Below are 22,714 nucleotides of genomic sequence, written 5' to 3'. Positions count from 1 at the left end.
CACGGGAGTAGAATGGGGGAAAGAAGAGGAAGGGGCGTGGCTGCCAGTGGAGCTGTTGAAGGAGAAGATTAGACAAGAGGGTATCGTCCTTGAGGGCGGCGTTCTAAAGGTGGATACGTTCTTGAACCATCAAGTCGATGCAGGGCTGATGATGGAGATGGGACAAGCCTTTGCAGAGTTGTTCGGTGAAGCGGGCGTTACGAAGATCATGACTGTCGAGTCCTCCGGCATCGCTCCGGCTGTTATGGCGGCCTACCGGATGGGCGTACCGATGGTGTTCGCACGCAAACGGAAGTCGCTTACGCTGCAGACGGATCTCTATACCGAGAAGGTCTACTCCTATACGAAGCAGGAGGAGAGCGAAGTTACGGTGTCGAAGAAGTTTCTCGAGCAAGGTGACCGTGTGCTCATCATAGATGATTTTCTAGCGAATGGCGAAGCTGCACTCGGGATGGCACGCATTACCGAGCAAGCCGGAGCAGAGGTCGCCGGCATCGGCATTGTCATTGAGAAGTCGTTCCAGGCGGGCAGAGGCAAGCTGATTGAGCATGGCTATCGGGTGGAATCGCTGGCGCGTATTGCTTCGCTTGATGGTGGCGTGGTGACGTTTGTTTAGCGGCGAGAGAAAGATTTTTGCTGGTGCGTGATCGATAAAGCCGATATGGAGGAATGATGACAATGACAAATGAACTCGTTCGAAATGCAGTAACGGAGGGCGACAGGGAGCTTATCAACTGGCGAATCATGCAAGCGCCGCGTGAAGTGGTATTCGAGGCTTATCGCAATCCGGAGCAGCTTGCGAGCTGGTGGGGACCGAATGGTTTCACGAATACGTTCCATACGTTTGAGTTCGAGCCAGGCGGCCAATGGGAGTTTGTCATGCACGGACCAGATGGTACGGATTACAAGAACAAGAGCGAATTCACCTTGATTGAGGCGCCGGAGCGGGTTGTGTTTAAGCATCTGAATGGGCCGCATTTTCAAATGACGGCGATCTTCGAGGATGTGGACGCGAACAGTACGAAGCTTACTTGGCGGATGTTGTTTGATACGGCAAAAGAATTTGAAATGGTGAAGCTCTACGCAGTGGAAGGCAATGAGCAGAATTTCGACCGGCTGCAAGCGCTGCTGCTGAAGCAGCGCGGTTAATGAGAAACGTCCTCGCCTTAGTGGCTGAGGACGTTTGTTTGTTGTAGTGCGTTGCTGGCAAGCAGGGTGAGGCTTTGCGAGATGTAGCGCGTTAGGAGCAAGCAGACTATATATAGTGCCAGGGCAATGATGTCTGAGGCGATGAACAGCGCCGCTTTGTTCAAGTCCAGCTGCAAGAGGCGGTTCATGACAAAATTGAATAGTAACAGAATAATGAGCGGTGTGCTTAAGGAGCCGATTCTGCTGCCAAGCTTCTGCGTATCGCTAAGCTGTTCAAGCTGATCCCCCATGCGGTTAAGCGTCGAAGGGAGTCCATAAAAGCTATAGATCGGGATTAGCATCGCTACTAGTGCGCCAATGGGTGAGCGTGGGTATTGAACGATAAATTGCCGCAGATCGACGTGTACCTTGTAGATCCAAACTAAGTAGACGATGCAGATTGTAAAGTACAGGACGATTTTAATAGTTGAAATCAATTTGAATACAGCATTGAACGAGTCCAGATAAAGGCTTTCGTTGAAGGCGTAGATGAGCGAGCCGACAAAGTCAAGCACGGTGACAACGATCAGTATGGTAAGCATGATACGCATGACGTTAGATAGAACTTCTGATTTTAATTGTAATTTCATTGTCTAGTGATCTCCTTACTTCAATTGACGTAAGTAATCAAGGGCTTCTTCGAGCGTGGCGACGGGGACAATCCTTACTGAAGGGATGGAACTGGCAATTTGCATGGCTTCTTCCTCGTTGCTGAGCCCTTCATAGATCCAATTCGCTTTATCCTTCGGTACAAAAAAGATATCTACACCTGCATTCTCCGCGGTTTGCAGCTTGTCTGGAATGGCGCCGACTGAGCCGACCGTATGATACTCCTCCAGCGTACCAGTTCCTGCGATGACATACTTGTTATCTTTCGAGAAATTGAGCTTCTGTTCCTCCTCAACGAGTCCGATTCCTTCTCCGATGTCCATATCGACTTGCAGCTCCTGCTTCGCTGAGGCGTCGGTTCGCTCGAATTTGGCGACTGGAGTGGATTGTTCGACGGATAGGCGTTCCAACCAATTGCTCGTGACTCCTTCTTGCACATAGCAGAAGTTGACGCTTCCTTGGACGCCAATATCTTGCACAGAGACGATGTCACCAGGTGCGGTAAACCGATCATAATGCGGATAGAAAGCAAAGACGCGATAACAGCGGGAATCAGCAGCAAAAAGCTGACGATGATGTACTCGCGGCGAATGCGTCTTTGGGTAGGTGAGATAGGTAAGTTGGTCATAACGATAGTTTACTATGATCGGTGCAAGCTGGGTAGATGGCTGTGATCTACTGCCATGTCAGCTTCAGCAAACGCAAATATCGGTTAATTGCTTCGTTAACGGTAACTGAGCTGGTCAGGCTGAGCAGCAATTCATGCATGCAACCGTGCATCTCATGCTGATAAGGCGCCATCCAGCGCTTGCGGTTGCTGGGCCAGAACAAGCGGGAGGCGCTTCGTTCCAGCGTGCCAAGCATCTCTTCGTTGTGGCTGAGCGCGATGGTGAGCGTGAGGAAGCGGTATTCAAAGCGGCAGAGCGCGGAACTGTCGCTGGCTTCCAAGGAGGCGAGTTCGGCAAGCAGGTCGCCGGACAGCTCAGACAGCGCTGCCGCATCGCGCAGCTGCACGCTCGTCACTGCGAAGTGAAGCATCGCCGCGATGAGCTCCAGCAGGTCGCTGACCCGCTGTGCGGAGGAATCGAGAATGAGCACGCCATGCTTCGGGACGATGCGGACGAAGCCCTCCGTCTCGAGCTGCTGAAGCGCTGCACGGATCGGCGTTCGGCTCATGTCGAGCTGCTGGCTGAGCTGCACCTCGGAGGTGACGGTTCCTTTTGCCAATTGATTTGATATAATCCGTTCATAGATGGTTTGATAGGCTTGCTCGCGCAGCGACGGGCCGGGCATGGGATAGGGAAGGCCTCCTCTCAGCTTCATGTGTAAGCGGTTAAGAGGAAGTATAGCATAGGAGAGAGGTTAGGAGCAGATGGCAAGCGTAGAGGAAGGGAAAACGTTGCGCGATACCGCTTTTGACGTTATGAAGCAAAAGATCATCAGCGGCGAGTGGCCTGGGGGCATGTTTTTGCCTGAGAAGTACCTAAGCGAGCTGCTCGGGATGAGCAAGACGCCGATTCGTTCTGCCCTTGACCGGCTCGAAATGATGGGCCTTGTGAAGCTGTCGCCAAAGCAAGGGGTTATTGTGCAGGAGGTATCGCTGAAGAAGATACTTGAAATCTACGAGCTGCGCTTATCGCTGGAGACCTTCGCAGTGCGCAAGCTGACAGGGAAGATGGATGATGCCTTCTTCCGGAGGCTGGACGAGAACTTGTCGCTGCAGGCGATAGCGATTGAGCGGGAAGATATAACGCGCTATGTCGAGCTCGATGGTCAATTCCATGAGATGATTGTCGCGGGGTTGGATAATGAAGAATATACGGAAGTGATGAAGCGGATTCAGGATAAATTCATGCTTGTGGTGCGTACGACATTCGTTCGAAATCCGAGCCGACTGATGGGCAGTCTGGAGGAGCACTGGCAAATCCGCCATGCGCTGGCAGGGCAGGATTCGGAGCTGTCGCTGCGGCTAATTGAGCAGCATATCGAATATGTGAAGGTTATTATGCTGTGATGACAGACAGGAAGTAAACAGGCGTACGGCATGCTGTTGATGTATACAAGTTAGACATCTTGTCGGTGACATTTCCGCTATGCTACGTTGGTTCTACCAACGATTAGGAGGAATACTCTGCGATGAAGATTACTGATGTTCGCACTTATATTCTCGGCAACCCGTGGAAGAACTGGCTGTTCGTACAGGTTGACACGGATGAAGGCATCACTGGACTCGGCGAAGGGACGCTGAACGGCTTCGCAAAAACGGTGGAAGCAGCCATTCACGAGCTGAAGCATCTTATTATTGGACGAGATCCATTTGATGTAGAGACAATCAGCTTGAAGCTGTTCCGCGACGTCTATTCCGACGGCGGACAAATTCAAGGCTCCGCGCTGGCGGCAATTGAAACCGCTTGCTGGGACATTATGGGCAAAGCGACGAATCAGCCGCTCTACAAGCTGCTCGGCGGCAGCTGTCATGATAAGCTCCGCGCCTATGCGAACGGCTGGTACCGCGGACCGAATACGCCGGACAACTTCTTCGAGAAAGCGAAGATCGTCGTAGGTAAGGGCTACACCGCGCTGAAGTTCGATCCGTTCGGCGCTGCGTGGCGCACGGTGACGAGGCAGGACTTCTCGGCAGCGATTGAGAACATCGCTGCGGTACGCGAAGCGGTCGGCGCGGATGTCGACATTCTCATCGAAGGGCATAACCGCTTCAGCGTGCATACGGCATTGCAGTTCGCGGATGCCATGCTGAAATATGAGCCGACGTGGTTCGAAGCGCCGGTACCGCCGCAGCTGACTTCGTCGATGGTGGAGGTTGCACGCCGCAGCCCCGTGCCTGTCGCTTGCGGCGAGGACTATTACTCACGCGAGCAGTTCGCGGAATTGCTGCGCCATGATGCGGTGCATATCATTCAGCTGGAGCCGCAGTTCCTCGGCATCTCCGCCTCGAAGCAGGTGTGCGGAATGGTCCATGCGCACAACGGCGTAACCGCGCCGCATAGCGCGCAAGGTCCAGTCTGCTCCGTCGTCTGCAGCCACTTGAACATGGCGACGCCGAACTTCTTCCTGCATGAAATCTTCGACGAGTTCAACGAGCCGTGGGAAGAGAACGTGCTGCAGCCGCCGCTCAAAGTGCAGAATGGCTTTCTCGTTCCGCCGGAGGGGCCGGGTCTTGGCGTGGAGCTGAATCTGGAGGAGCTCGATAAGCATCCGTATCAAGTAGGCAACTGGCTGCCGCTCTTCAAGCAGGGCTGGGAGAAGCGGGAGACGGTGGAATAAATCTAGGGCAAACAACGACCGAATAGGAGCATCTGTATAAGCATTGGCTAAAAAAGCGAGGTCAAAGCGTATGAGCAGCTGGAAAGACAAAGTTGTCATTGTCACAGGCGGAGGCAGCGGCATTGGCCGGGCGGTTTGCGGACGGTTCGCGACGGAAGGTGCAAACGTCATCGTTGTCGACCGTGATGCGGATAAGGCGGAAGCAGCCGCAGAGGAGATTACAGCGGCGGGTTTCCTCGCCGCTGCGGTGGAGGCGGACGTTGCCTCGGAAGCAGATGTGAAGCAGGTGGTGGACGAGACGCTGGCGCGTTTCGGCCGCATTGACGTACTTGTCAATAATGCGGCAGTTTGCCCGCAAACTCGTATAACCGAGATGAGCTTGCAGGGATGGAATGAAGTCATTACGAATAATTTAACATCGGTATTTTTATTTTGCCGCGAAGTCATTCCGTCTATGGTGCAGCAGGGCGGCGGCGCGATTGTGAATGTCAGCTCCGTTCATGCGCTTGCTACGCTGGACGGTTATTCGGCCTATGCCGCATCGAAGGGCGGCATCGTTTCGCTGACGAGAGCGATTGCGCTAGACTTCGCCAAGCAGAACGTTCGGGTTAACGCCGTGCTGCCTGGCGCGGTGCACACGCCGATGCTGGAGAGCAGTGTGAAGAATTTGGATACGCCGCGAGAGGAAACGATGAAGACGTGGAATGAGGCGCAGCCTATTGGACGCGTCGGGCAAGCGGAGGAAATCGCTTCTGTCGTTCTTTTCGCAGCAAGTCCGGACAACTCGTTCATGACAGGCGCTTCGCTCGTTGCGGATGGCGGTCTCACAATAGATTTGTAGGAGTGTGGGGGAAACAATGGATCAGATGGTTGCGCAAGCTGAGGTGCGGGACCGGGTAAGAGCGTTCGCTCAGGAGGCGGATTTGCTGCTGGATGCGAAGGCGATCCTCGGGGAAGGTCCTTACTGGCATGCGGAGCAGCGAAAGCTGTATTACGTCGATATTGCCGGGGAAATGATTTGTCGATTCGACCCGATCACGATGCAGAATGAACAGTTCGCTCTTGGCAAATCGGTCGGTGCCGTCGTATGCGACGCATCCGATTCCGATGTGGTCATCGTGTCCACGCGAGACGGATTCGAGCGATATCATATGGGTACAGGCACGCTCACTTTGCTAGCCGACCCAGAAGCAGATTTGCCGGGAAACCGGTTCAATGATGGCAAATGCGATACGAAAGGCCGTTTCTTCGCCGGAACGATGCAGCATGTCGAAGTAGATGTTACCGGTTCCCTATACGTGCTGGACGCAGACGGGCAGTGCCGCAAGCTGGTCGATGATGTCGGCGTATCGAATGGTCTTGCATGGAGCCACGATGAGAAGCAGATGTATTACATTGATTCGATGAAACAAACGGTAACTGCTTTCGACTACGATGCAGCAAACGGTGCGCTGAGCAATCCGCAAATCATTATTGATTTTCATAAGGAAGACGGTTTCCCGGATGGCATGACCATCGACAGCGAAGGCATGCTCTGGATCGCACATTGGGATGGCTGGCAGGTGTCGAGATGGGATCCGCGAACAGGCAGCAAGCTCGGAGCCGTCTACGTGCCTGTTGCCAAGGCTAGCTCATGCGTCTTCGGCGGCGACGATCTGATGACATTGTATATTACGACAGCAAGTATTGGCACCTCGCCATACGCGCTGGCGCTGCAGCCCCATGCAGGCGGGATATTCACCTATCACCCAGGCGTGAAGGGGACGGCAACGAACCCGTATCGCCGGGCCGCAAGCAAAGGGGAGTCTGAGATATGAGCAATAGCAACTCTGCAGCCTATACCGTAACCGCCGAAGAGCTGAAGCACTACAAGGAGCAAGGCTTCCTGATTGTGCATCAGTTGTACACGCCGGAAGAGTGTGATCAAATTATCGCTCGTGCCGAAGGAATGGTCGATGGCACCGTCCCGTTGTATAAGGGCAATGCGCTCTACATGGAGCCGGAAGCAGTGGAGCGTGGACTTGTATCGGATGAGAAACCAAACGTAGAATATTTGTTCAAAATCGGCCACGAGATGCATCTGTCAGACCCGGTGTTCCGTTACTTCGCCATGCACGATCGAATCGCGGATGTGCTGAACGGCATTCTAGGGCCGGATATCAAATGTATTCAGAGCATGTACATCGACAAGCCGCGAAATCTTGGCATTGGTCAGCCGTATCACCAAGATTCTCATTATTTGAAGACAGTGCCGGACACGGTAATCGGCGTATGGATCGCCTGCGACGATGTCGATATCGCCAACGGCTGCTTGCATGTCATTCCGGGCAGCCAGAACTCGCAGATTTACCCGCACGACGTTCCGGTGGATATCATGCAGCGCAAATATTTTCAAGAGGTGCACGCAGCGAGGACGATGAGCGAAGTACCGTGCATTTTGCCAAAAGGAAGCGCAGTCTTCTTCCCGGGTACGCTGCTTCACCGTTCGGGCAATAACGTGACGGAGGACCGTCAGCGCCGTGCCTACGTGTTGCATTATGCAGATGCGCATTCAGAGCCTGGACGCGTTCCTGCCGTGCCTAATCCGCATCTTCTCGTGCGCGGACGTCAGTATCCGGGCTGTATCTAATCGGCTGGTGGGGCTGCTGCAAGTTTTACGGAATCTTTAGCAAGAAGGCCGCCGGAGCATCTGCAAAACTGTTAAGCAATCGGGTATGATAGTAGTAGAGGCAAGCCCGCTTTTTCATTCTGGAGAGGCGATGGATTGCATCAGGCTCGTACACGAGGAGACGGTGATGATGAAACGACATGCGCTTGGCATCACGCTTACGATCTTGGGATTGACAGCATGCATCTCGACAGCTTCGGCCTACGGCAGCAAGGCTTATGAGCCGATCGCCCGCACTCCGGATACGATTACAGTCTTCATCGACGGGTTGAATAATCAAGGTGGCAAGCTATCGCTTAAAGCCGACCAGATTGAATGGTACGAAGGGAAAGAAGCCGACGCTGCATTCGCGAAGAATGAGCCGGATTCAGGCCTGACGAGCGCGCCAGACGGCTACTACATTGTCAATGATGACGATGCTCTGAAGTCGTTCGAGGTGGATCCGCACGCTGTTGTACAGATGCAGATCTACGACCATGACAGCTTGTATAGCACGACGACCGAATGGAACAAGAGCATCTCGCTGCTGAAGCTCGAATCGCTCTTTCGGGAAGCTGACGGCGGGCAGGTCGACGTGAGCCAGTACCCCTACCATCTCACGCTTGAGAACGGCAAAGTCGTACGGATCGTGCAGCAATTTATTCCTTAAAACGATAACAGCGCCGCGCGCTGATAGAGGAAAGCCCTCGTCTATGAATCTCATAGATGAGGGCATTTTTTTTTTGTTAGGCGGATTGCTTCGGGTTCTCGCCGTAGCGGTTCGTGCCCGGATCGCTGTCAAGGCAGGTGAAGATCAGGAGAACGATGAAGCCAACGAACGGGATAAGCCCGATGAGGACCCACCAGCCGCTCTTGTCGGTATCGTGCAGCCTGCGTACGGTCACGGCTAGACTTGGCAGGAAGATAAAGAGCGAGTACAGCTTCGATAATAGGTTCGAGAGTCCGAGCAGATTCTCGAGGATGCCGAGGATGACGGAGATGATAATATTAATCAGTATGAACATCCAATATTCTTTGCGCCTGGCCCTTCCTTGAAAGCCGACATAGTTCGAAATGACTTTCGTATACCATTCCATAAGTAGTATCCTCCTCTATGGCTGGCTTGCGGAAAGCGATGGAAACGGCTGGTATTCCTTATTGTATGTAGTAAACTAGTGAGTATGAAAGTCTGGAGGCTAAAGGAGCTGGCTTGCCGATGTTTGATCCAACCGTATTTGACAACTTGAAAGTAGCAATTGAGAACCAGGTGTATGATCTCGATACTATCGCAGGCCAAGTGCTTGTTACGCATCGTATTGACCGGATGGAGCTGGCAGTGATGGCTCGTATCTTCGCGATCCAATTTACGCTAGTGAACGGAGCGGGCATTACCGCCGAGATTCGGCTAGAAGCATCGCTGAAGGATATCGCGGCGGAGCTGCTGGAGCTATCGGGCGAGAAGCCTGGATGTTCGCTGCGTCTTCGTTTCTATATGCCCGTGCAGGACGCGGATGAAACTTGCAAAGCGATCGAGCAGCAGCTTGAGGCACTCTGGCAGCCAGAGCTTCCGCCGACGCAGACACTGAGCTTCGGCTACGGCGAGAAGCCGGTGATCTATCATAACGAGATCGAGCTGCACTTCAACCGGAAGATCAACGAGGATCAGATGGAGGATCTTCCAGAGCTGATCGACCATATGCTGCAGTCGCTGGAGGCGCTGGATAAGCTGGTTTAGTTGTTTGAGGTCAATACAGCTGGGTACTTAAATAGGCCAAACCAATGGGATTCATAGGAATCGCGTATTTCACGAAGAGCGATGCGCGGGTCTATGATGGAAGCAATCATTGGAGGTGCTCGTATGGAAAATCAAGTAAACGCAAATCAGCATGTTCGCAGTACATTTAATGAAACAGCATCGGTGTACGACCAGCAGCGACGGAAGCTTATTCCTTGCTTTGACGATTTCTACGGTGTGGCTGCGTCGCTCGCAGATTCACAGAATGAAGCGCCTAAGATTCTTGATCTTGGCGCAGGAACGGGGTTGTTCTCGTCGCTGCTCGTGCAGCGGTATCCGAATGCGTCGCTGACGCTCATTGATCTGGCGGACAATATGCTGGACGTGGCGCGGGCAAGATTCAGCGGTAATCCGAACGTCGAGTACATGTGTGCGGATTACACGAACTTCGTTGCTCCGGATTCGTACGATATTATTATTTCGGGCTTGTCCATTCACCATCTGTCGGACGCGGATAAGGTGCAGCTGTACAAGCACAGCTGGATGAACCTGCGCGAAGGCGGCGTATTCATTAATGCGGATCAGGTGCTAGGCCACACGCCGTTCATTGATGAACGCTACAAGTCGGATTGGCGGGGAAAAGTGGAAGCGAGCGGTCTGACAGAGGCTGAAATTGCAGCTGCTTATGAGCGGACGAAGCTGGATCGGATGACGGACCTTGCGTCGCAGCTCGGCTGGCTGACACAGGCAGGATTCCAGGACGTCGATTGCGTATACAAGTATTACAATTTCGTCGTCATGTTCGGTAGGAAGATGGCGGAGTAGCGGTGGGCTGCGAGCGTGATAAGTGCGATAAACCGCTTACTTTGGCGCTGAATTTGCCAATTCATTAAATAAGTGCGATAAAGCACTTGCTTTCTCAGATTTAGGCTTAGACAGAGTGAGAGGCACGCAATAAGTGGACATATGCATATGGACAGATTCCGCCATCCGGAGTCGGCTATGATACTGGCTGCGGGAACAAGGCGGTTCGGACGAACTTGCTGGCAAGCGAGGCGAAGCCTAAGCTTGCATCGATTATGGACACGATTGCGCAGCGGATCTCATTCGGCGTCGGCCGCGTGAATGATGTGCAGGTCACGCCTTCAGCATGGGGGATATCTCGGTCATCGTACGCGGCAAGGATACTGCGGAGAACCGCGATGTGCTACAGCACTGTGCACGGAGCGTGACGGGTGATGAGCCGGACGGCAGCCGCTGGCAAAATGAACTGGAAGACGCGGAAGCGCAGCGGCGGCGCAACCTCTCCGCAGCAGATGAAGCAGGCGGTGGAAGCCTACGGCGCCTTAGCTTCGCGGAGCGGGTACGGACGAGAGTCCATTCGTCTACCGCAAGCTGCAGGATGTGCTGGATGCGCATCGTGAAACCATTGACGTGCTTCATGTGCTGAAGCCGTTCGGGTATGCATGGCAGGTGCGGACGAATTTGATCCGTACAAAGATTAAATAGGCTGGTTGAGGCAAGAGATAGGATATTGGACCTATGTTTACAATGAAGTAATTCTAGTGTTTTCATGGTTAATTCGCAAATTCGCAGGTATATATGGATAACTATGGAATATAGGAATGACCCGATAGTCGCTTGCGTAACCTGACTTGACGAGGTGTCGAATCGAGTCGACTAGGGAGATCGATATAGTGTAGACGGGTGTATAGATGAAGCTATCCCCCGTTGGCCCTATTTTAGGAAAAAAAGAGGATGTCGCTTTCTACCAGCTGCTGATATAATGGGAATCAACCTTTTTTTTCTCAAGCGGAAGGAGATTCTATGCGCAAATTCATCAGTCTCGCTATTATTATGATTCTAGTTGTCGGCTCACTAGGTATGACAATGGCGGCAGCCACATCAAAGTTCCCTTACCAGGCTAAAGTAAACACCACAGAATTGAACGTTCGAAGCGAGCCCTCTCTTCAGGCATCGGTCGTCGGTCAGCTGGAATCGGGTGACGTCGTAACGGTAACGGACGAAGAAAGCGACGGCTGGGTACAGATTAAGAAAAATAAATTAACCGGCTGGGCAGCCGGCTATTTGCTCCGCAAGCTGGACAGCTCGGGACAGCCTGAGAACGTGACGGCAGCTACGTCGCCACCGACAAGCGGCACTGTTAGTACAAATTCGGGATCGACAGCGACCGTCCTGACGGAATCTCTGCGGATTCGTTCCGGCCCAGGCACGAGCTATAAAGTGGTTGGCTCGCTCGCGCAAGGCGAGCAGGTGACGATTAACGGCAGCCAAGGCAGTTGGCTGGAGATAAAGACAACGGCGAAGGTGAATGGCTGGGTCGCGAAGCAGTACGTTGGCAAAGGCGCACCGTTGTCGGCGCAGTCTTCCAGCAGAGGGCTGCGAGGCAAGCTCATCGTCGTTGACGCCGGGCATGGCGGCAATGATCCGGGCATGATCGGCCGGGCGCAGGATACGCAGGAGAAGACGCTTACGCTCAGCACGGCGAGCTATCTGAAGCAGGAGCTCATAAGGTTAGGCGCTCATGTCATTATGACGCGTACAACTGACGTGAAGCCGGAGCTGTCGGAACGCGTGCGGATTAGCGAATCGGCACATGCGGATGCTTTTGTCAGCATTCATTATAATTCATCGGTGAAGAAGTCGACCGGAACGTTGACGTTCTTCTACTCGGAGAAGAAGGATCGTCCGCTTGCGCAGGCTGTAGAAGCGGAGCTAAAGCAAGGCATCGGCCTCCGCAGCAACGGTGTGTCGTTCGGAGACCTGTACGTGCTGCGTGAGAACAACACGGTCGCTACGCTCGTGGAGCTCGGCTTCTTGTCGAATCCGAAGGATGAATCACTCGTTCGCGGCGCTTCCTATCAGAAGAAGGCGGCTGCGGCGATTGCGAGAGGGCTTGCGGATTATTTTGGATAACTAGATTTGAGGCTGCCGGGCATTTGCCGGGTAGCCTTTTTTGTGCAAATTGGTTACATTTACTAGGGGCGCGTTACTAGTTTGAAACCGATCTGTAACTGTTCTGTAACGACATAAACAGACAATCGTTTTATAATGATTCAAGCAGGTTACATATTTGAGAGTTATTGAAGCAAGAGTGAGAGTTGCCCATTAACGGAAGGAGAAGGAAGCAAGTGCCAAAACCATTAGGAAACAGTGGACGCTATATGCCCGGATTGGATGGATTGCGAGCGATCGCTGTCTTTGCGGTCATCGCCTATCATCTTAACTTATCGTGGGTGCCAGGCGGACTGCTGGGCGTTGGCATGTTTTTTGTCCTCTCCGGCTATCTGATTACAGATATTCTATTAAAGCAGCATAGTAGAGGGAATAAGCTGGCGCTCGGTGATTTCTGGATTCGCCGCGTCCGCAGGCTGCTGCCTGCTATGATCATTATGTTGGGGCTTGTCTCGATATGGCTGGGGACGACTGATCCGCAGCGGCTGTACACGTTACGGGGAGAGATTGGCGCAGCTCTGCTCTATATGAGCAATTGGCGGCTAATCTATCATCAAGTGTCGTATTTCGAGAGCTTCGGCCCGCCTTCACCGTTCGGACATCTGTGGTCGCTTGCGGTGGAAGAGCAGTTCTATCTCGTTTGGCCGATGCTGCTCGCGCTTCTCGTGAAGTTCGTACCGCGGCGCGGCACGCTGGCGCTCGTTATCTTGGCTGGTGCGGCAGCATCGGCTCTTGCGATGGCATTTATTTATGTGCCGCAGCTCGATCCAAGCCGAGTCTACTATGGCACGGATACACGTTCTTTCGCGCTGTTGATCGGCGCCGCGCTCGCTGTGGTTTGGCCAAGCTGGAAGCTGGCGGACCTGATTGCATCCAAGCGCGCGGTGAAAGCGCTTGATACGATCGGCGTCGTTGGATTCGCCGTCATTGTGGCAATGATTGCGATGGTGGGAGAGTACGATGCGTTCCTTTATCGCGGAGGCATGGTCGTCCTGTCGATTGCTACGGCCGCTGTAGTTGCGACGCTGGCGCATCCAGACAGCTGGCTTGCCCGCATCATCGGATGCAAACCGCTGCAATGGTTCGGTGCAAGGTCGTACGGCATCTATCTGTACCATTATCCAGTCATTGCGCTCTCAACGCCGGCGGCGGAGATAGATACATTCAATCCAGTGCGCGCATCGTTGCAAATTCTCGCATCTATAGCGCTTGCGGAGCTGTCCTGGCGATTCGTAGAGGAGCCGATCCGCCACGGCGCGATCGGGAAGCTGGTGCAGCTGCTGAAGCAGTCGTCAATGGGTAGAAGATCGAGCCGTAAAGTGATGCTCGCCTCGGTCTGCTTGCTCGCTGTCGTCAGCGTATCCTGCTCGGGACAAAGAAATATTGTCATCGGCGATTCCGCCAAAAACATTGATATGGGCGTTAGAGGCGGCGGACCAGCTCTTACAGGGGGACATGCTGTAGCAACAGGCGGCGGTACTGCGGCTGGCTTAGTGCCAACAGGCACGAACCCGTCGACGGATACGAAAGGGTCATCCGATCAGCAGGATGCGAGTCAGTCTGATAGTAATGGCGCTCAAGGCGCTACGGATGAAGCGAATTCTGATGGCGGTGCTGGCGTGGACGCGGGCTTAGGTTCGGGTGGTGCTGGCGATGTGACGGACAAGTCTGCTGATGCGAAGCCTACGGATGAAGATCAGCAGAGTTCGGAGCAAGCTGCATCGGGGCAAAATCAGGACGGAGCCGGATCGGGTCAGCCTTCGAAGGATAATGGCGGGAGTTCGACTCCACCGGGTAAGCCGCAGGAGTCGGATACGCCGCCGCCAAGCAAGCCGGATACGCCGGTCGCGCCGGGAGATACGGTAACGGTTATCGGCGACTCGATTATTCTGGACGCGAAGCCGTACTTGGAGAAGCTAATCAATGGGATCGTCGTGGAAGGCAAGGTCGGCCGTCAAATGTTCGAGGCTGACGAAGTGGTGGAAGAGCTGAAGCGGACTAAGCAGCTCGGCCATACGGTCGTGATCGAGCTCGGCACGAACGGCTCGTTCACAACGAAGCAGCTCGATTCGCTGCTTGAGGCCATCGGTGATGATCGTCGTGTCGTGCTCGTTAACACGCGCGTGCCCCGCAAGTGGCAGGACGTCGTGAACGACCTGCTTAGTGAGACGGTCAAGAACATGCCAAGCTTAACGCTTATCGACTGGTATTCCGCAAGCAAAGGGCGTGACGACTTCTTCGGCAAGGATGGTGTCCACCTGAAGAAGCACGGCGCTGAGTTTTTCGCGAATTTGCTCGTTCAAGGCATTGGACAATAACAGGCATTAAATAGAAGTCCCCGCTCTCGCGCATCGTCAGGATGCGTAAGCGCGGGGACTTCTTCTGTTATGCGGTAATCCGTTGCGCTCGCTTCAACAAGCCGGATAAGCCAAAATATCATTAATCTGATTCAGTGGATAATGGAAGGTGGCAAACTGGGTCGCATACATGTACTGCATGACGTACACTTCGCCGACTTCAACGCGGCATAGAATGCCGGAGACGCCGGTGCCGTTTCTGAGCGAGATGCCGACGGGCCTGCCCATCAGATAAAGCGCCTTCTGCTGCAGCGGCATTTGGCTTGGCATAAACATAGGACCTCTTCCTCCTTCATGGATAAGAGCCTGGTGCTGTGCTGCAATTAGTGTATGTTCATGCAGGCGCTATGCCATCCGCAGCTGCCTATGCGTATGAAAGCATGACGAGTACCACCGATCCGAGCAGGAACAGCAGCGAGATCAGGTAGACTCGTTTGCGGCCAAGCGCATCCGATAAGCCGCCGGTAGGCAGTTCAAGCAGCAGCACAGCGCCGGAGTATACGGCAAAGATGAGGCCGATCTCCTGCAGATTGAGCCCTTTGTCAAGCATAAACAGACTGGATACAGGCAGAATGAGACCGATGATGAACCAATGGAGCGACTGATTGATGATGTACACGAGCAGTAATTCCGATACGGACTTCATTCGTGTTGGTAACCTCGCATTTGTAGGAAGATAGGTTAAGTCTACATTCCTGTATCCAATCGGGAAAGGTTAAGAAATGGCATAGACAAGCATGATTAATCCCATTAAAATTAAATTAGGAATCATTTCCCAGCTCGTGATGGGACTTGCTGTGCTTCCGCAAAAAATGATGGAAGAAATGATTCATTTTGGGAATGCTAACAGTGTATAAATTGAATGTGAATGAAGTGTTAGATAAGTTGACACAAAGAGGCAGGGAGATGCCGTTGGACGGAGAAATCTTATTTACAAATGCCTAAATTACCCGTATATTTGATACTGGACAAACAAATGCTAAATTTGTTTTTTTACAAATGTTCAAACTAGGGGTTAGAAGTGAACAAAATATGGAATTGAGGAGTGGGATCATGAAAAGAACATTAACGACAATCGCAATGTGTTTGCTCGCGGTTACACTGGTCGTTGGTTGTGGCAGCAAAAACAACAACGTAGGTAACAATGCAGGTACAAACGCAGGCACAAATGCAGGTACGAATGAACCGGCAAAAGCATCCTTCAAAGCAGGTATGGTTACAGACTCCGGTACGATCGACGACAAGTCCTTTAACCAAGGTACTTGGGAAGGTTTGGAGCAAGCAACGAAAGATCTTGGCGTTGAGAGCAAATATTTGAAACCGGCCGGTACAACTGAGGCTGATTACCTGAAAGAAATCGGCAACCTGTACGATGCAGGCTTCAAAATGATCGTCGTTCCAGGCTTCAAATTCGAGACAGCGATCTACGCTGCACAAGATAAATACAAAGACGCTAAATTCGTTCTGATTGACGGTTCGCCGCACACTGCGGACGACCCAACGGCTAAAGTTGGCACGAACACGGTATCGATCTTCTTCGCAGAGCACCAATCCGGCTTCATCGCTGGTGTAGCAACTGCGCTTCAATTGAAAGAAGGCGAAGCGGGCTTCATCGGCGGTATGGAAATTCCACCGGTTCAGAAGTACAACTGGGGCTTCCAGCAAGGCGTGAAATACGCAAACGACAACCTCGGCACGAAGATCACAATCAAGCCCGAGAATGTTGTATACCAAGGCAGCTTCGATAACGTGGCGGCAGGCGGCCAGCTGGCAGCAGCAATGTACGACCGCGGCGTTAAAGTTATCTTCGCAGCGGCAGGCGGCGTTGGCGTAGGTGCGATCAACGAAGCAAAAACTCGCGCAGGCCAAGGTAAAGAAGTATGGATCGTTGGCGTAGACGGCGACCAATTCAAAGACGGCGTATACAAAGATGACAAGTCGATCATCCTTACATCCGCAATGAAGAAAGTAAATGCTGCATCTTACGACATGGTGAAAGCTGAGCAAGATGGTAGTTTCCCAGGCGGCCAAACATTGACATTCGATATTAAGAATGACGGCGTAGGCATCCCGGCAACAAACCCTAACCTTGGCGACGATGTTACAACGAAAGTTACTGAAGTCGTAGGCAAGCTGAAAAGCGGCGAAGTCGAAGTGAAAGCTGAGAAGGGCGACCTGATCAAGTAATTATTTTCGAATACGCTAAGCTAGCTTCTTTTATAAATCCAAGAAGAGACGGGACGCTCCGTCTCTTTTTGGTTAATCACTGATGAATATATCCTTACGATCATTTTGGTAAAGGAGCCGTAGGCGTATGGAATTCGTAGTAGAGATGTTGAACATTCGCAAGGAGTTTCCGGGGGTCGTCGCCAATGACGACATTACGCTTCAGCTGCGTAAGGGCGAAATCCATGCGTTGCTTGGGGAGAACGGCGCCGGCAAATCGACGCTGATGAGCATTTTGTTCGGCATGTATCAGCCAGACCGCGGCACGATTAATGTGCGTGGCGAGCAGGTGAAGATTGCAAACCCGAACGTTGCGAATAAGCTTGGCATCGGCATGGTCCATCAACATTTTAAGCTGGTCAGCAATTTTACCGTTACCGAAAATATTATTCTCGGTAATGAGCTCAAACGAGGGCTCGTCCTGAACATTAAAGGAGCAGCTCGCAAGATTGAAGCGCTCTCCAAGCGTTATGGCCTTAACGTAGATCCTCATGCGAAGATTGAGGATATTTCTGTTGGCATGCAGCAGCGTGTCGAGATTCTGAAGATGCTGTACCGTGATGCGGAAGTGCTTATTCTAGATGAGCCTTCAGCTGTTCTGACCCCGCAGGAGATCGACGAGTTGATCAAGATCATGAAGAGTCTCGTCGCCGAGGGCAAATCGGTCATTGTTATTACCCACAAGCTGAAGGAAATTAAAGCAGCTGCAAACCGCTGCACCGTTATCCGCCGTGGTAAAACGATCGGCACGGTTGACGTGGCAACAACGAGCGAGCTGCAAATGGCCGAGATGATGGTGGGCCGCAGCGTTAATTTTAAAGTCGAGAAGAAACCGAGCCAGCCAGGTGATGTCATTCTGCAGCTGGAAGGGCTTACGGTTAACAATAATAAGAACGTGCCAGGTCTCAAGGACTTCAATCTGGAAGTCCGCGCTGGAGAAATTGTCGGTATTGCGGGCGTTGAAGGCAACGGGCAATCCGAGCTGGTGGAAGCGATTACAGGTCTTCGCAAAAGCGAGAAGGGCCGGATCATACTGAACGGTCACGAGATTACGAAGGAATCGATTCGCGAGCGGATTAACAAAGGGGTCGCGCATATTCCGGAAGATCGGCAGAAGCGCGGGCTCGTTCTCGATTACACGCTGGAAGAGAATATGATTCTGCAGGTGTATCAGCGGGAACCGTTCTCGAAGCGAGGTATTCTCAATAAAGGGGCCATCCGCAAATATGCGAGCGGCATTCTGGAGAGCTTCGACGTGCGCTCCGGGCGTGGTCCACTCTCGGTATCGCGTTCCTTATCCGGCGGTAACCAGCAGAAGGCGATTATCGGCCGGGAGATCGAGCTTGATCCGAGTCTGCTCATCGCGGTTCAGCCGACGCGGGGACTTGATGTCGGTTCGATTGAGTACATACATAAACGGCTCATCGGCCATCGTGACCGCGGGAAAGCGGTACTGCTCATCTCGCTTGAACTGGATGAGGTGCTTAACGTATCGGATCGTATTGCAGTCGTCAATAACGGCGAGCTAATTGGCGTCGTGGAAGCGGCGGCAACGAATGAGAACGAGATCGGCCTCATGATGGCCGGCGTAGGAGAAGGGGGAGACCAATGAGAAACCTCATTATTTCCCTGAGTGCAGTGTTGTTCGGCCTTATCGGGGGCGCCATTCTGATGGCGGCAACGGGGCATTCGCCACTGGAAGGGTATCGCTTCCTATTCCAGGGCGGGCTTAAGAACGTGAGCCGGTTCGGCGACACACTTGCAACAGGAACACCGCTTATCTTCACAGGCCTCTCGGTGGCATTTGCCTTCCGGACGGGACTGTTCAATATCGGCGCAGCCGGCCAAATGCTGTTCGGCGGCTTCTGCGCTTCGATCATCGGCCTTAAGCTTGATGCATCCGGTGCTGTGCTCATACCGCTCATGATCATCGCAGCTATTCTTGGCGGTGCGGTATGGGCGTTCATTCCGGGCTTGCTCAAGGCAAGATTTAATGTGCATGAGGTCGTATCGACCATCATGATGAACTGGATTGCTTATTGGACGATCTACTATGCAGTTCCGGCTTACCTGAAGGCGGAATCCGTCGAGACGGAATCTCGCGCGCTTCCGGATAAAGCAACGTTGAAGGCGGCATGGCTCTCGGACATGTTCGGCGGTTCCTATGTGAACCTCGGCTTGTTCCTCGCGGTCATCGTCGTCATTATCATCGCGTTTATCATCAATAAAACAACGCTTGGATATGAGTTGAAAGCAGTGGGCTTCAACCGTCACTCTGCGGAATATGCCGGCATCGGCGTTAACCGCAGCATCATTCTGTCGATGCTCATCTCAGGTGCCCTTGCCGGTCTTGCCGGCTTGGCGCAATATGCCGGCAACGGCAACAACATTCAAATCGGCGTGCTGCCTACGCAAGGCTATGATGGTATCGCGGTTGCGTTGCTTGGAGCCAATTCGCCGGTTGGCGTACTTGCCTCTGCGCTGTTCTTCGGCCTCTTATACTCCGGCCGGGGCTTCATGAATGCAATGACAGATATTCCGCCGGAAATTGCGGATTCCATCATTGCGATCATCATCTATTTCGCGGCAACGAGCGTACTGATGAACCGCGTCATTACTTGGTTTATCGGGCGTCGCCGGTCGAATGAGAGCAGTACTGTAAGCGGAAAGGGGAAGGTATAGCGTATGTGGACGACGATTCAGCAAATTTTCCCGTATGCGATCATGTTCACCATTCCTTTGCTGATCACCGCGCTTGGCGGGTTGTTCAGTGAACGAAGCGGTATTGTTAATATCGGTTTGGAAGGGCTGATGGTCATCGGCTCCTTCGCATCTGCGTTTACAATTAGCAAGCTGGAAACGAATTGGCCGGGTCATACCGTTGCATCGATCTGGATCGGGATTCTCGTTGCGGCCGCGGCAGGGCTCGTGTTTTCTCTGCTGCACGCTTTTGCCAGCATCCATCTCAATGCCAACCAGGTTATTAGCGGTACAGCGATCAATATGATCGCAGGTGCTCTTACTGTATTCTTGTCCCGCAACATTACGGGCAGCGGTAATATTCGACTGACGAACGGCTTCCCGCCGTTTGACGTATGGGGTCTGTCCCATATTCCTGTCATCGGGCCGCTAATCTTCACGAAAACCTACTGGACGACGTGGCTCATTCTTCTTGTCGTACTCTTTAGCTCGTTTGTGCTTCGGAAGACGGCGTTCGGTCTACGCCTTCGCTCTTGCGGTGAATATCCGCAGGCGGCAGAAGCGGCAGGGGTCAATGTTCGCAAAATGCGCTATATCGGCGTGCTCATCTCCGGCGCATTCGCTGGACTTGGCGGCGCCATTCATCTCGTTACGATTGCCGGCGAATTCAACGGTACGGTATCAGGTCTTGGCTTCTTGGCACTCGCCGCGCTCATCTTCGGACAATGGCGTCCACTCGGCATTCTTGCTGCGACGCTGTTCTTCGGTTTTGCCAGCACGGTTGCCAACGTCTCGCAGGTTATTCCACAGCTTGCTGATTTTCCGCCGATTCTGCTTAAGGTATTCCCTTATGCCATCACGCTCATAGCGCTCGTCATCTTCTCGAAGTCGTCGCAAGCGCCGAAGGCAGCCGGAGAGGTATTCGACTCCGGCAAGCGGTAGCAGCTTAGCAGGATGTTTAAAGCATCTGCGGCTTAACGATTACAGGGGAGGGAGAGCCAGTGCACGAAGAGCGTTCAGAGGATAAACGGGGAAAAATGATTGATGCGGTTCGGATGTACTATCAGTTGGATTACAGTCAGCAGGAAATTGCCAAGAAGCTGGGCGTATCCCGCCCGACGGTAAGCCGTTTCATTCAACAAGCCAAAGAAGAAGGCTATGTCATCATTAGCATCGTCGACCCGCTGGAGAACAACGATCTTCTTGCCGGGCAAATCGAGCGTAAATTCGGCCTGAAGAAAGTTGTCATCGTCAACGTGCCGCATTATGAGGATGCGGTCGTGAAGAAGTATCTCGGCGCGGCAGGTGCTAAATATATTGATAATATCGTCAAGGACGGCGATATCATCGCAGCGACGTGGGGAACGACGCTGTACGAGGTGGCGCTGGGCCTATCGGATAAGCATGTCCGTGACGTCAAGGTTGTGCAGTTGAACGGCGGCGTTAGCCATTCGGAGACGAATACGTACGCGAGCGAGATTATTACGCTGTTCGGCAAAGCGTTCCATACGACACCGTACTTCATCCCGCTGCCCGCGATATTTGATCATGCCGTCGTGAAAAAGACGATTGAAACCGACCGGCACATCAACAATATTTTGGAGCTGGGGAAGAAAGCGAACATTGCGATTGTAACCGTCGGAACGCCGACGGAAGATTCCGTGCTGATCAAGGCGAATTACTTTAACGAGGAAGAGCTGAAGATGATCTTCGAGAAGGGAGCGGGCGATATTTGCTCGCGCTACTTCAATATTGACGGCGTCATCGTCTCGCAGGAGCTGGATCAGCGTACAATCGGCATTTCGCTGAACGATCTGAAACAGAAGGAGCAGTCTATTCTGATCGCAGGCGGCATCCGCAAGGTGGACGGCATCTATGGCGCGCTTCGCGGGAAATATACGAATGTGCTTATAACCGACCAGTTTACGGCAAAATATTTAATGGAACGCAATTTAAACAGATAGAGTGAGGTTACAGGATGGGACAACAATTAGAGGGTGCAGCTTTAGCTGCTTATTTTGACCATACGTTATTGAAGCCGGAAGCTTCCTTCGAGCAGATCGTGAAGCTCTGTAAGGAAGCGAAGGACAACAAATTCGCAACCGTATGCGTGAATCCATATTGGGTGTCTGAAACGGCTTCTCAGCTGGCGGGCTCAGGTGTTGGCATTACGACGGTTGTCGGCTTCCCGCTTGGCGCTTCCACTTCGCAGGTTAAAGTGGCGGAGACGAAGGATGCGATCGATAACGGCGCGACTGAGATTGATATGGTGCTTAACGTTGGCGCGCTGAAATCCGGGCGCCTAGATGAAGTAGAGAAGGATGTTCGTGGCGTCGCGGAAGCTTGCAAAGGCCGCGCTGTGATGAAAGTCATCCTCGAGGTTGGTCTGCTGACGGATGAAGAGAAAGTAACGGCATGCGAGATCTGCAAGCGTGCAGGCGCTGACTTCGTGAAGACATCGACAGGCTTTGGCCCAGGTGGCGCTACAGTGAAAGACATCGCGCTTATGCGCCAGACAGTTGGACCGGAGATGGGCGTTAAAGCTTCCGGCGGCGTCCGCGATCTGGAGACGGTTCGCAGCTTGATCGAAGCAGGCGCAACGCGCATCGGCGCAAGCGCAAGCGTGACGATTGTTGGCGGCGGCAAGGGCGAAGGATACTAATAGGTGATAAAGAGGCGGGGCATATGCTCCGCCTCTTTTTTTGTGTATCCACTGGAGGCCGGCTGCCGCTGTTGTTCACTCGTCTAACGGAACGTGTAGGTTAGCTTGCTTAAACTCGGCTGCCACACACTCAACCAAAACGCTGCCTGCCGGTCTAACGGAACGTACAGCCCTTATTCGCTGGTTTTTCGCGTATCTGCGGCTCTAACGGACCACAGAGAAGCTATTGCCCCGAATTTGCACCCCGCGAGCGGGACGTGTGAATGGAAGCTACAGCAAAAAGCCCGAGAGAGAGTCCATAAGGCTTCTTTCTCGGGCACATCGATGCG

General features: G+C 52.9%; 24 protein-coding genes and 2 pseudogenes. 20 read left to right on the top strand and 6 right to left on the bottom strand.

Annotated features, from left to right (window positions below):
- Positions 1 to 46 precede the first annotated feature (46 nt).
- Both AC0LWF_RS08960 and AC0LWF_RS08955 read left to right on the top strand, forming a co-directional pair.
- On the top strand, positions 47 to 616 hold the full coding sequence (locus tag AC0LWF_RS08960) for a xanthine phosphoribosyltransferase (protein WP_474651233.1): 570 nt from the start codon (positions 47 to 49) through the stop codon (positions 614 to 616).
- Between the two features lie 62 nt (positions 617 to 678).
- The gene (locus AC0LWF_RS08955) at positions 679 to 1,149 is read left to right on the top strand and encodes an SRPBCC family protein (protein ID WP_474651192.1); all 471 of its coding nucleotides are present in this window, start codon (positions 679 to 681) and stop codon (positions 1,147 to 1,149) included.
- Between the two features lie 17 nt (positions 1,150 to 1,166).
- On the opposite strand, the gene AC0LWF_RS08950 is transcribed toward AC0LWF_RS08955, so the two are convergent.
- The 3 genes from AC0LWF_RS08950 to AC0LWF_RS08940 form a co-directional block, all read right to left on the bottom strand.
- Positions 1,167 to 1,778 carry a hypothetical protein gene (locus AC0LWF_RS08950; RefSeq protein ID WP_474651191.1) on the bottom strand — a complete coding sequence of 204 codons (612 nt, stop codon included), beginning with the start codon at positions 1,776 to 1,778 and terminating at the stop codon, positions 1,167 to 1,169.
- Positions 1,779 to 1,793: 15 nt separating this feature from the next.
- Positions 1,794 to 2,276: a hypothetical protein gene (locus AC0LWF_RS08945; protein WP_474651190.1), complete on the bottom strand. Its 483-nt coding sequence runs from the start codon at positions 2,274 to 2,276 to the stop codon at positions 1,794 to 1,796.
- Between the two features lie 196 nt (positions 2,277 to 2,472).
- A complete protein-coding gene (locus AC0LWF_RS08940; protein WP_474651189.1) occupies positions 2,473 to 3,090 on the bottom strand; it encodes a GntR family transcriptional regulator in 618 nt (205 codons plus the stop codon).
- A 79-nt stretch (positions 3,091 to 3,169) separates the two neighbouring features.
- Here AC0LWF_RS08940 and AC0LWF_RS08935 point away from each other — a divergent pair, with 79 nt between their 5' ends.
- The 6 genes from AC0LWF_RS08935 to AC0LWF_RS08910 all read left to right on the top strand — a co-directional run bounded on the left by AC0LWF_RS08935 (position 3,170) and on the right by AC0LWF_RS08910 (position 8,399).
- Entirely contained in the window at positions 3,170 to 3,811 is a 642-nt protein-coding gene (locus AC0LWF_RS08935; RefSeq protein WP_474651188.1) for a GntR family transcriptional regulator, read from the top strand.
- A 122-nt stretch (positions 3,812 to 3,933) separates the two neighbouring features.
- A complete protein-coding gene (locus AC0LWF_RS08930) occupies positions 3,934 to 5,082 on the top strand; it encodes a mandelate racemase/muconate lactonizing enzyme family protein (RefSeq protein WP_474651187.1) in 1,149 nt (382 codons plus the stop codon).
- Between the two features lie 70 nt (positions 5,083 to 5,152).
- Positions 5,153 to 5,923, top strand: coding sequence for an SDR family NAD(P)-dependent oxidoreductase (locus AC0LWF_RS08925; RefSeq protein ID WP_474651186.1), 771 nt, complete (start codon positions 5,153 to 5,155; stop codon positions 5,921 to 5,923).
- 16 nt (positions 5,924 to 5,939) lie between these two features.
- Positions 5,940 to 6,899 carry an SMP-30/gluconolactonase/LRE family protein gene (locus AC0LWF_RS08920; RefSeq protein WP_474651185.1) on the top strand — a complete coding sequence of 320 codons (960 nt, stop codon included), beginning with the start codon at positions 5,940 to 5,942 and terminating at the stop codon, positions 6,897 to 6,899.
- Positions 6,896 to 7,711: a phytanoyl-CoA dioxygenase family protein gene (locus AC0LWF_RS08915; protein ID WP_474651184.1), complete on the top strand. Its 816-nt coding sequence runs from the start codon at positions 6,896 to 6,898 to the stop codon at positions 7,709 to 7,711. The genes AC0LWF_RS08920 and AC0LWF_RS08915 overlap by 4 nt, the downstream gene beginning before the upstream one ends.
- Before the next feature lie 166 nt (positions 7,712 to 7,877).
- Positions 7,878 to 8,399: a hypothetical protein gene (locus AC0LWF_RS08910; protein ID WP_474651183.1), complete on the top strand. Its 522-nt coding sequence runs from the start codon at positions 7,878 to 7,880 to the stop codon at positions 8,397 to 8,399.
- 76 nt (positions 8,400 to 8,475) lie between these two features.
- Here AC0LWF_RS08910 and AC0LWF_RS08905 read toward each other — a convergent pair whose 3' ends face one another.
- Positions 8,476 to 8,826, bottom strand: a complete 351-nt coding sequence (locus AC0LWF_RS08905) for a DUF805 domain-containing protein (RefSeq protein WP_474651182.1) — start codon at positions 8,824 to 8,826, stop codon at positions 8,476 to 8,478.
- 119 nt (positions 8,827 to 8,945) lie between these two features.
- Here AC0LWF_RS08905 and AC0LWF_RS08900 point away from each other — a divergent pair, with 119 nt between their 5' ends.
- The 6 genes and pseudogenes from AC0LWF_RS08900 (at position 8,946) to AC0LWF_RS08875 (ending at position 14,758) form a co-directional block, all read left to right on the top strand.
- Complete coding sequence (locus AC0LWF_RS08900) at positions 8,946 to 9,464, top strand: hypothetical protein (RefSeq protein ID WP_474651181.1); 519 nt, start codon at positions 8,946 to 8,948, stop codon at positions 9,462 to 9,464.
- A 123-nt stretch (positions 9,465 to 9,587) separates the two neighbouring features.
- Positions 9,588 to 10,289: a class I SAM-dependent methyltransferase gene (locus AC0LWF_RS08895; protein WP_474651180.1), complete on the top strand. Its 702-nt coding sequence runs from the start codon at positions 9,588 to 9,590 to the stop codon at positions 10,287 to 10,289.
- 155 nt (positions 10,290 to 10,444) lie between these two features.
- Positions 10,445 to 10,594 (top strand): annotated as a pseudogene (locus tag AC0LWF_RS08890) (RtcB family protein); the annotation flags it as partial.
- A 17-nt stretch (positions 10,595 to 10,611) separates the two neighbouring features.
- Positions 10,612 to 10,969 (top strand): annotated as a pseudogene (locus AC0LWF_RS08885) (RtcB family protein); the annotation flags it as partial.
- A gap of 322 nt (positions 10,970 to 11,291) precedes the next feature.
- Positions 11,292 to 12,401 carry an N-acetylmuramoyl-L-alanine amidase family protein gene (locus tag AC0LWF_RS08880; RefSeq protein ID WP_474651179.1) on the top strand — a complete coding sequence of 370 codons (1,110 nt, stop codon included), beginning with the start codon at positions 11,292 to 11,294 and terminating at the stop codon, positions 12,399 to 12,401.
- Between the two features lie 215 nt (positions 12,402 to 12,616).
- Positions 12,617 to 14,758: an acyltransferase family protein gene (locus tag AC0LWF_RS08875; protein WP_474651178.1), complete on the top strand. Its 2,142-nt coding sequence runs from the start codon at positions 12,617 to 12,619 to the stop codon at positions 14,756 to 14,758.
- Between the two features lie 93 nt (positions 14,759 to 14,851).
- Here AC0LWF_RS08875 and AC0LWF_RS08870 read toward each other — a convergent pair whose 3' ends face one another.
- Together AC0LWF_RS08870 and AC0LWF_RS08865 are read right to left on the bottom strand one after the other, a co-directional pair.
- Entirely contained in the window at positions 14,852 to 15,073 is a 222-nt protein-coding gene (locus tag AC0LWF_RS08870; RefSeq protein WP_474651177.1) for a hypothetical protein, read from the bottom strand.
- Between the two features lie 88 nt (positions 15,074 to 15,161).
- On the bottom strand, positions 15,162 to 15,443 hold the full coding sequence (locus tag AC0LWF_RS08865) for an MFS transporter (RefSeq protein WP_474651176.1): 282 nt from the start codon (positions 15,441 to 15,443) through the stop codon (positions 15,162 to 15,164).
- Between the two features lie 407 nt (positions 15,444 to 15,850).
- Between AC0LWF_RS08865 and AC0LWF_RS08860 the strand changes: the two genes are divergently transcribed.
- From AC0LWF_RS08860 to deoC, 6 genes are all read left to right on the top strand, one after another.
- The gene (locus tag AC0LWF_RS08860) at positions 15,851 to 16,984 is read left to right on the top strand and encodes a BMP family lipoprotein (RefSeq protein WP_474651175.1); all 1,134 of its coding nucleotides are present in this window, start codon (positions 15,851 to 15,853) and stop codon (positions 16,982 to 16,984) included.
- A gap of 127 nt (positions 16,985 to 17,111) precedes the next feature.
- Complete coding sequence (locus tag AC0LWF_RS08855) at positions 17,112 to 18,635, top strand: ABC transporter ATP-binding protein (RefSeq protein ID WP_474651174.1); 1,524 nt, start codon at positions 17,112 to 17,114, stop codon at positions 18,633 to 18,635.
- Positions 18,632 to 19,705: an ABC transporter permease gene (locus AC0LWF_RS08850; protein WP_474651173.1), complete on the top strand. Its 1,074-nt coding sequence runs from the start codon at positions 18,632 to 18,634 to the stop codon at positions 19,703 to 19,705. The genes AC0LWF_RS08855 and AC0LWF_RS08850 overlap by 4 nt, the downstream gene beginning before the upstream one ends.
- Positions 19,706 to 19,708: 3 nt before the next feature.
- Positions 19,709 to 20,665, top strand: a complete 957-nt coding sequence (locus AC0LWF_RS08845; RefSeq protein WP_474651172.1) for an ABC transporter permease — start codon at positions 19,709 to 19,711, stop codon at positions 20,663 to 20,665.
- A gap of 59 nt (positions 20,666 to 20,724) precedes the next feature.
- A complete protein-coding gene (deoR, locus tag AC0LWF_RS08840) occupies positions 20,725 to 21,687 on the top strand; it encodes a DNA-binding transcriptional repressor DeoR (protein WP_488656652.1) in 963 nt (320 codons plus the stop codon).
- Between the two features lie 14 nt (positions 21,688 to 21,701).
- Complete coding sequence (deoC, locus tag AC0LWF_RS08835) at positions 21,702 to 22,385, top strand: deoxyribose-phosphate aldolase (protein WP_474651171.1); 684 nt, start codon at positions 21,702 to 21,704, stop codon at positions 22,383 to 22,385.
- The last annotated feature ends 329 nt before the right edge of the window (positions 22,386 to 22,714 follow it).

Source organism: Paenibacillus sp. sgz302114 (genome assembly GCF_056120345.1).
The sequence above is the reverse complement of the archived record's forward strand: the minus strand, read 5'-3'. Positions and strand labels throughout refer to the sequence as shown.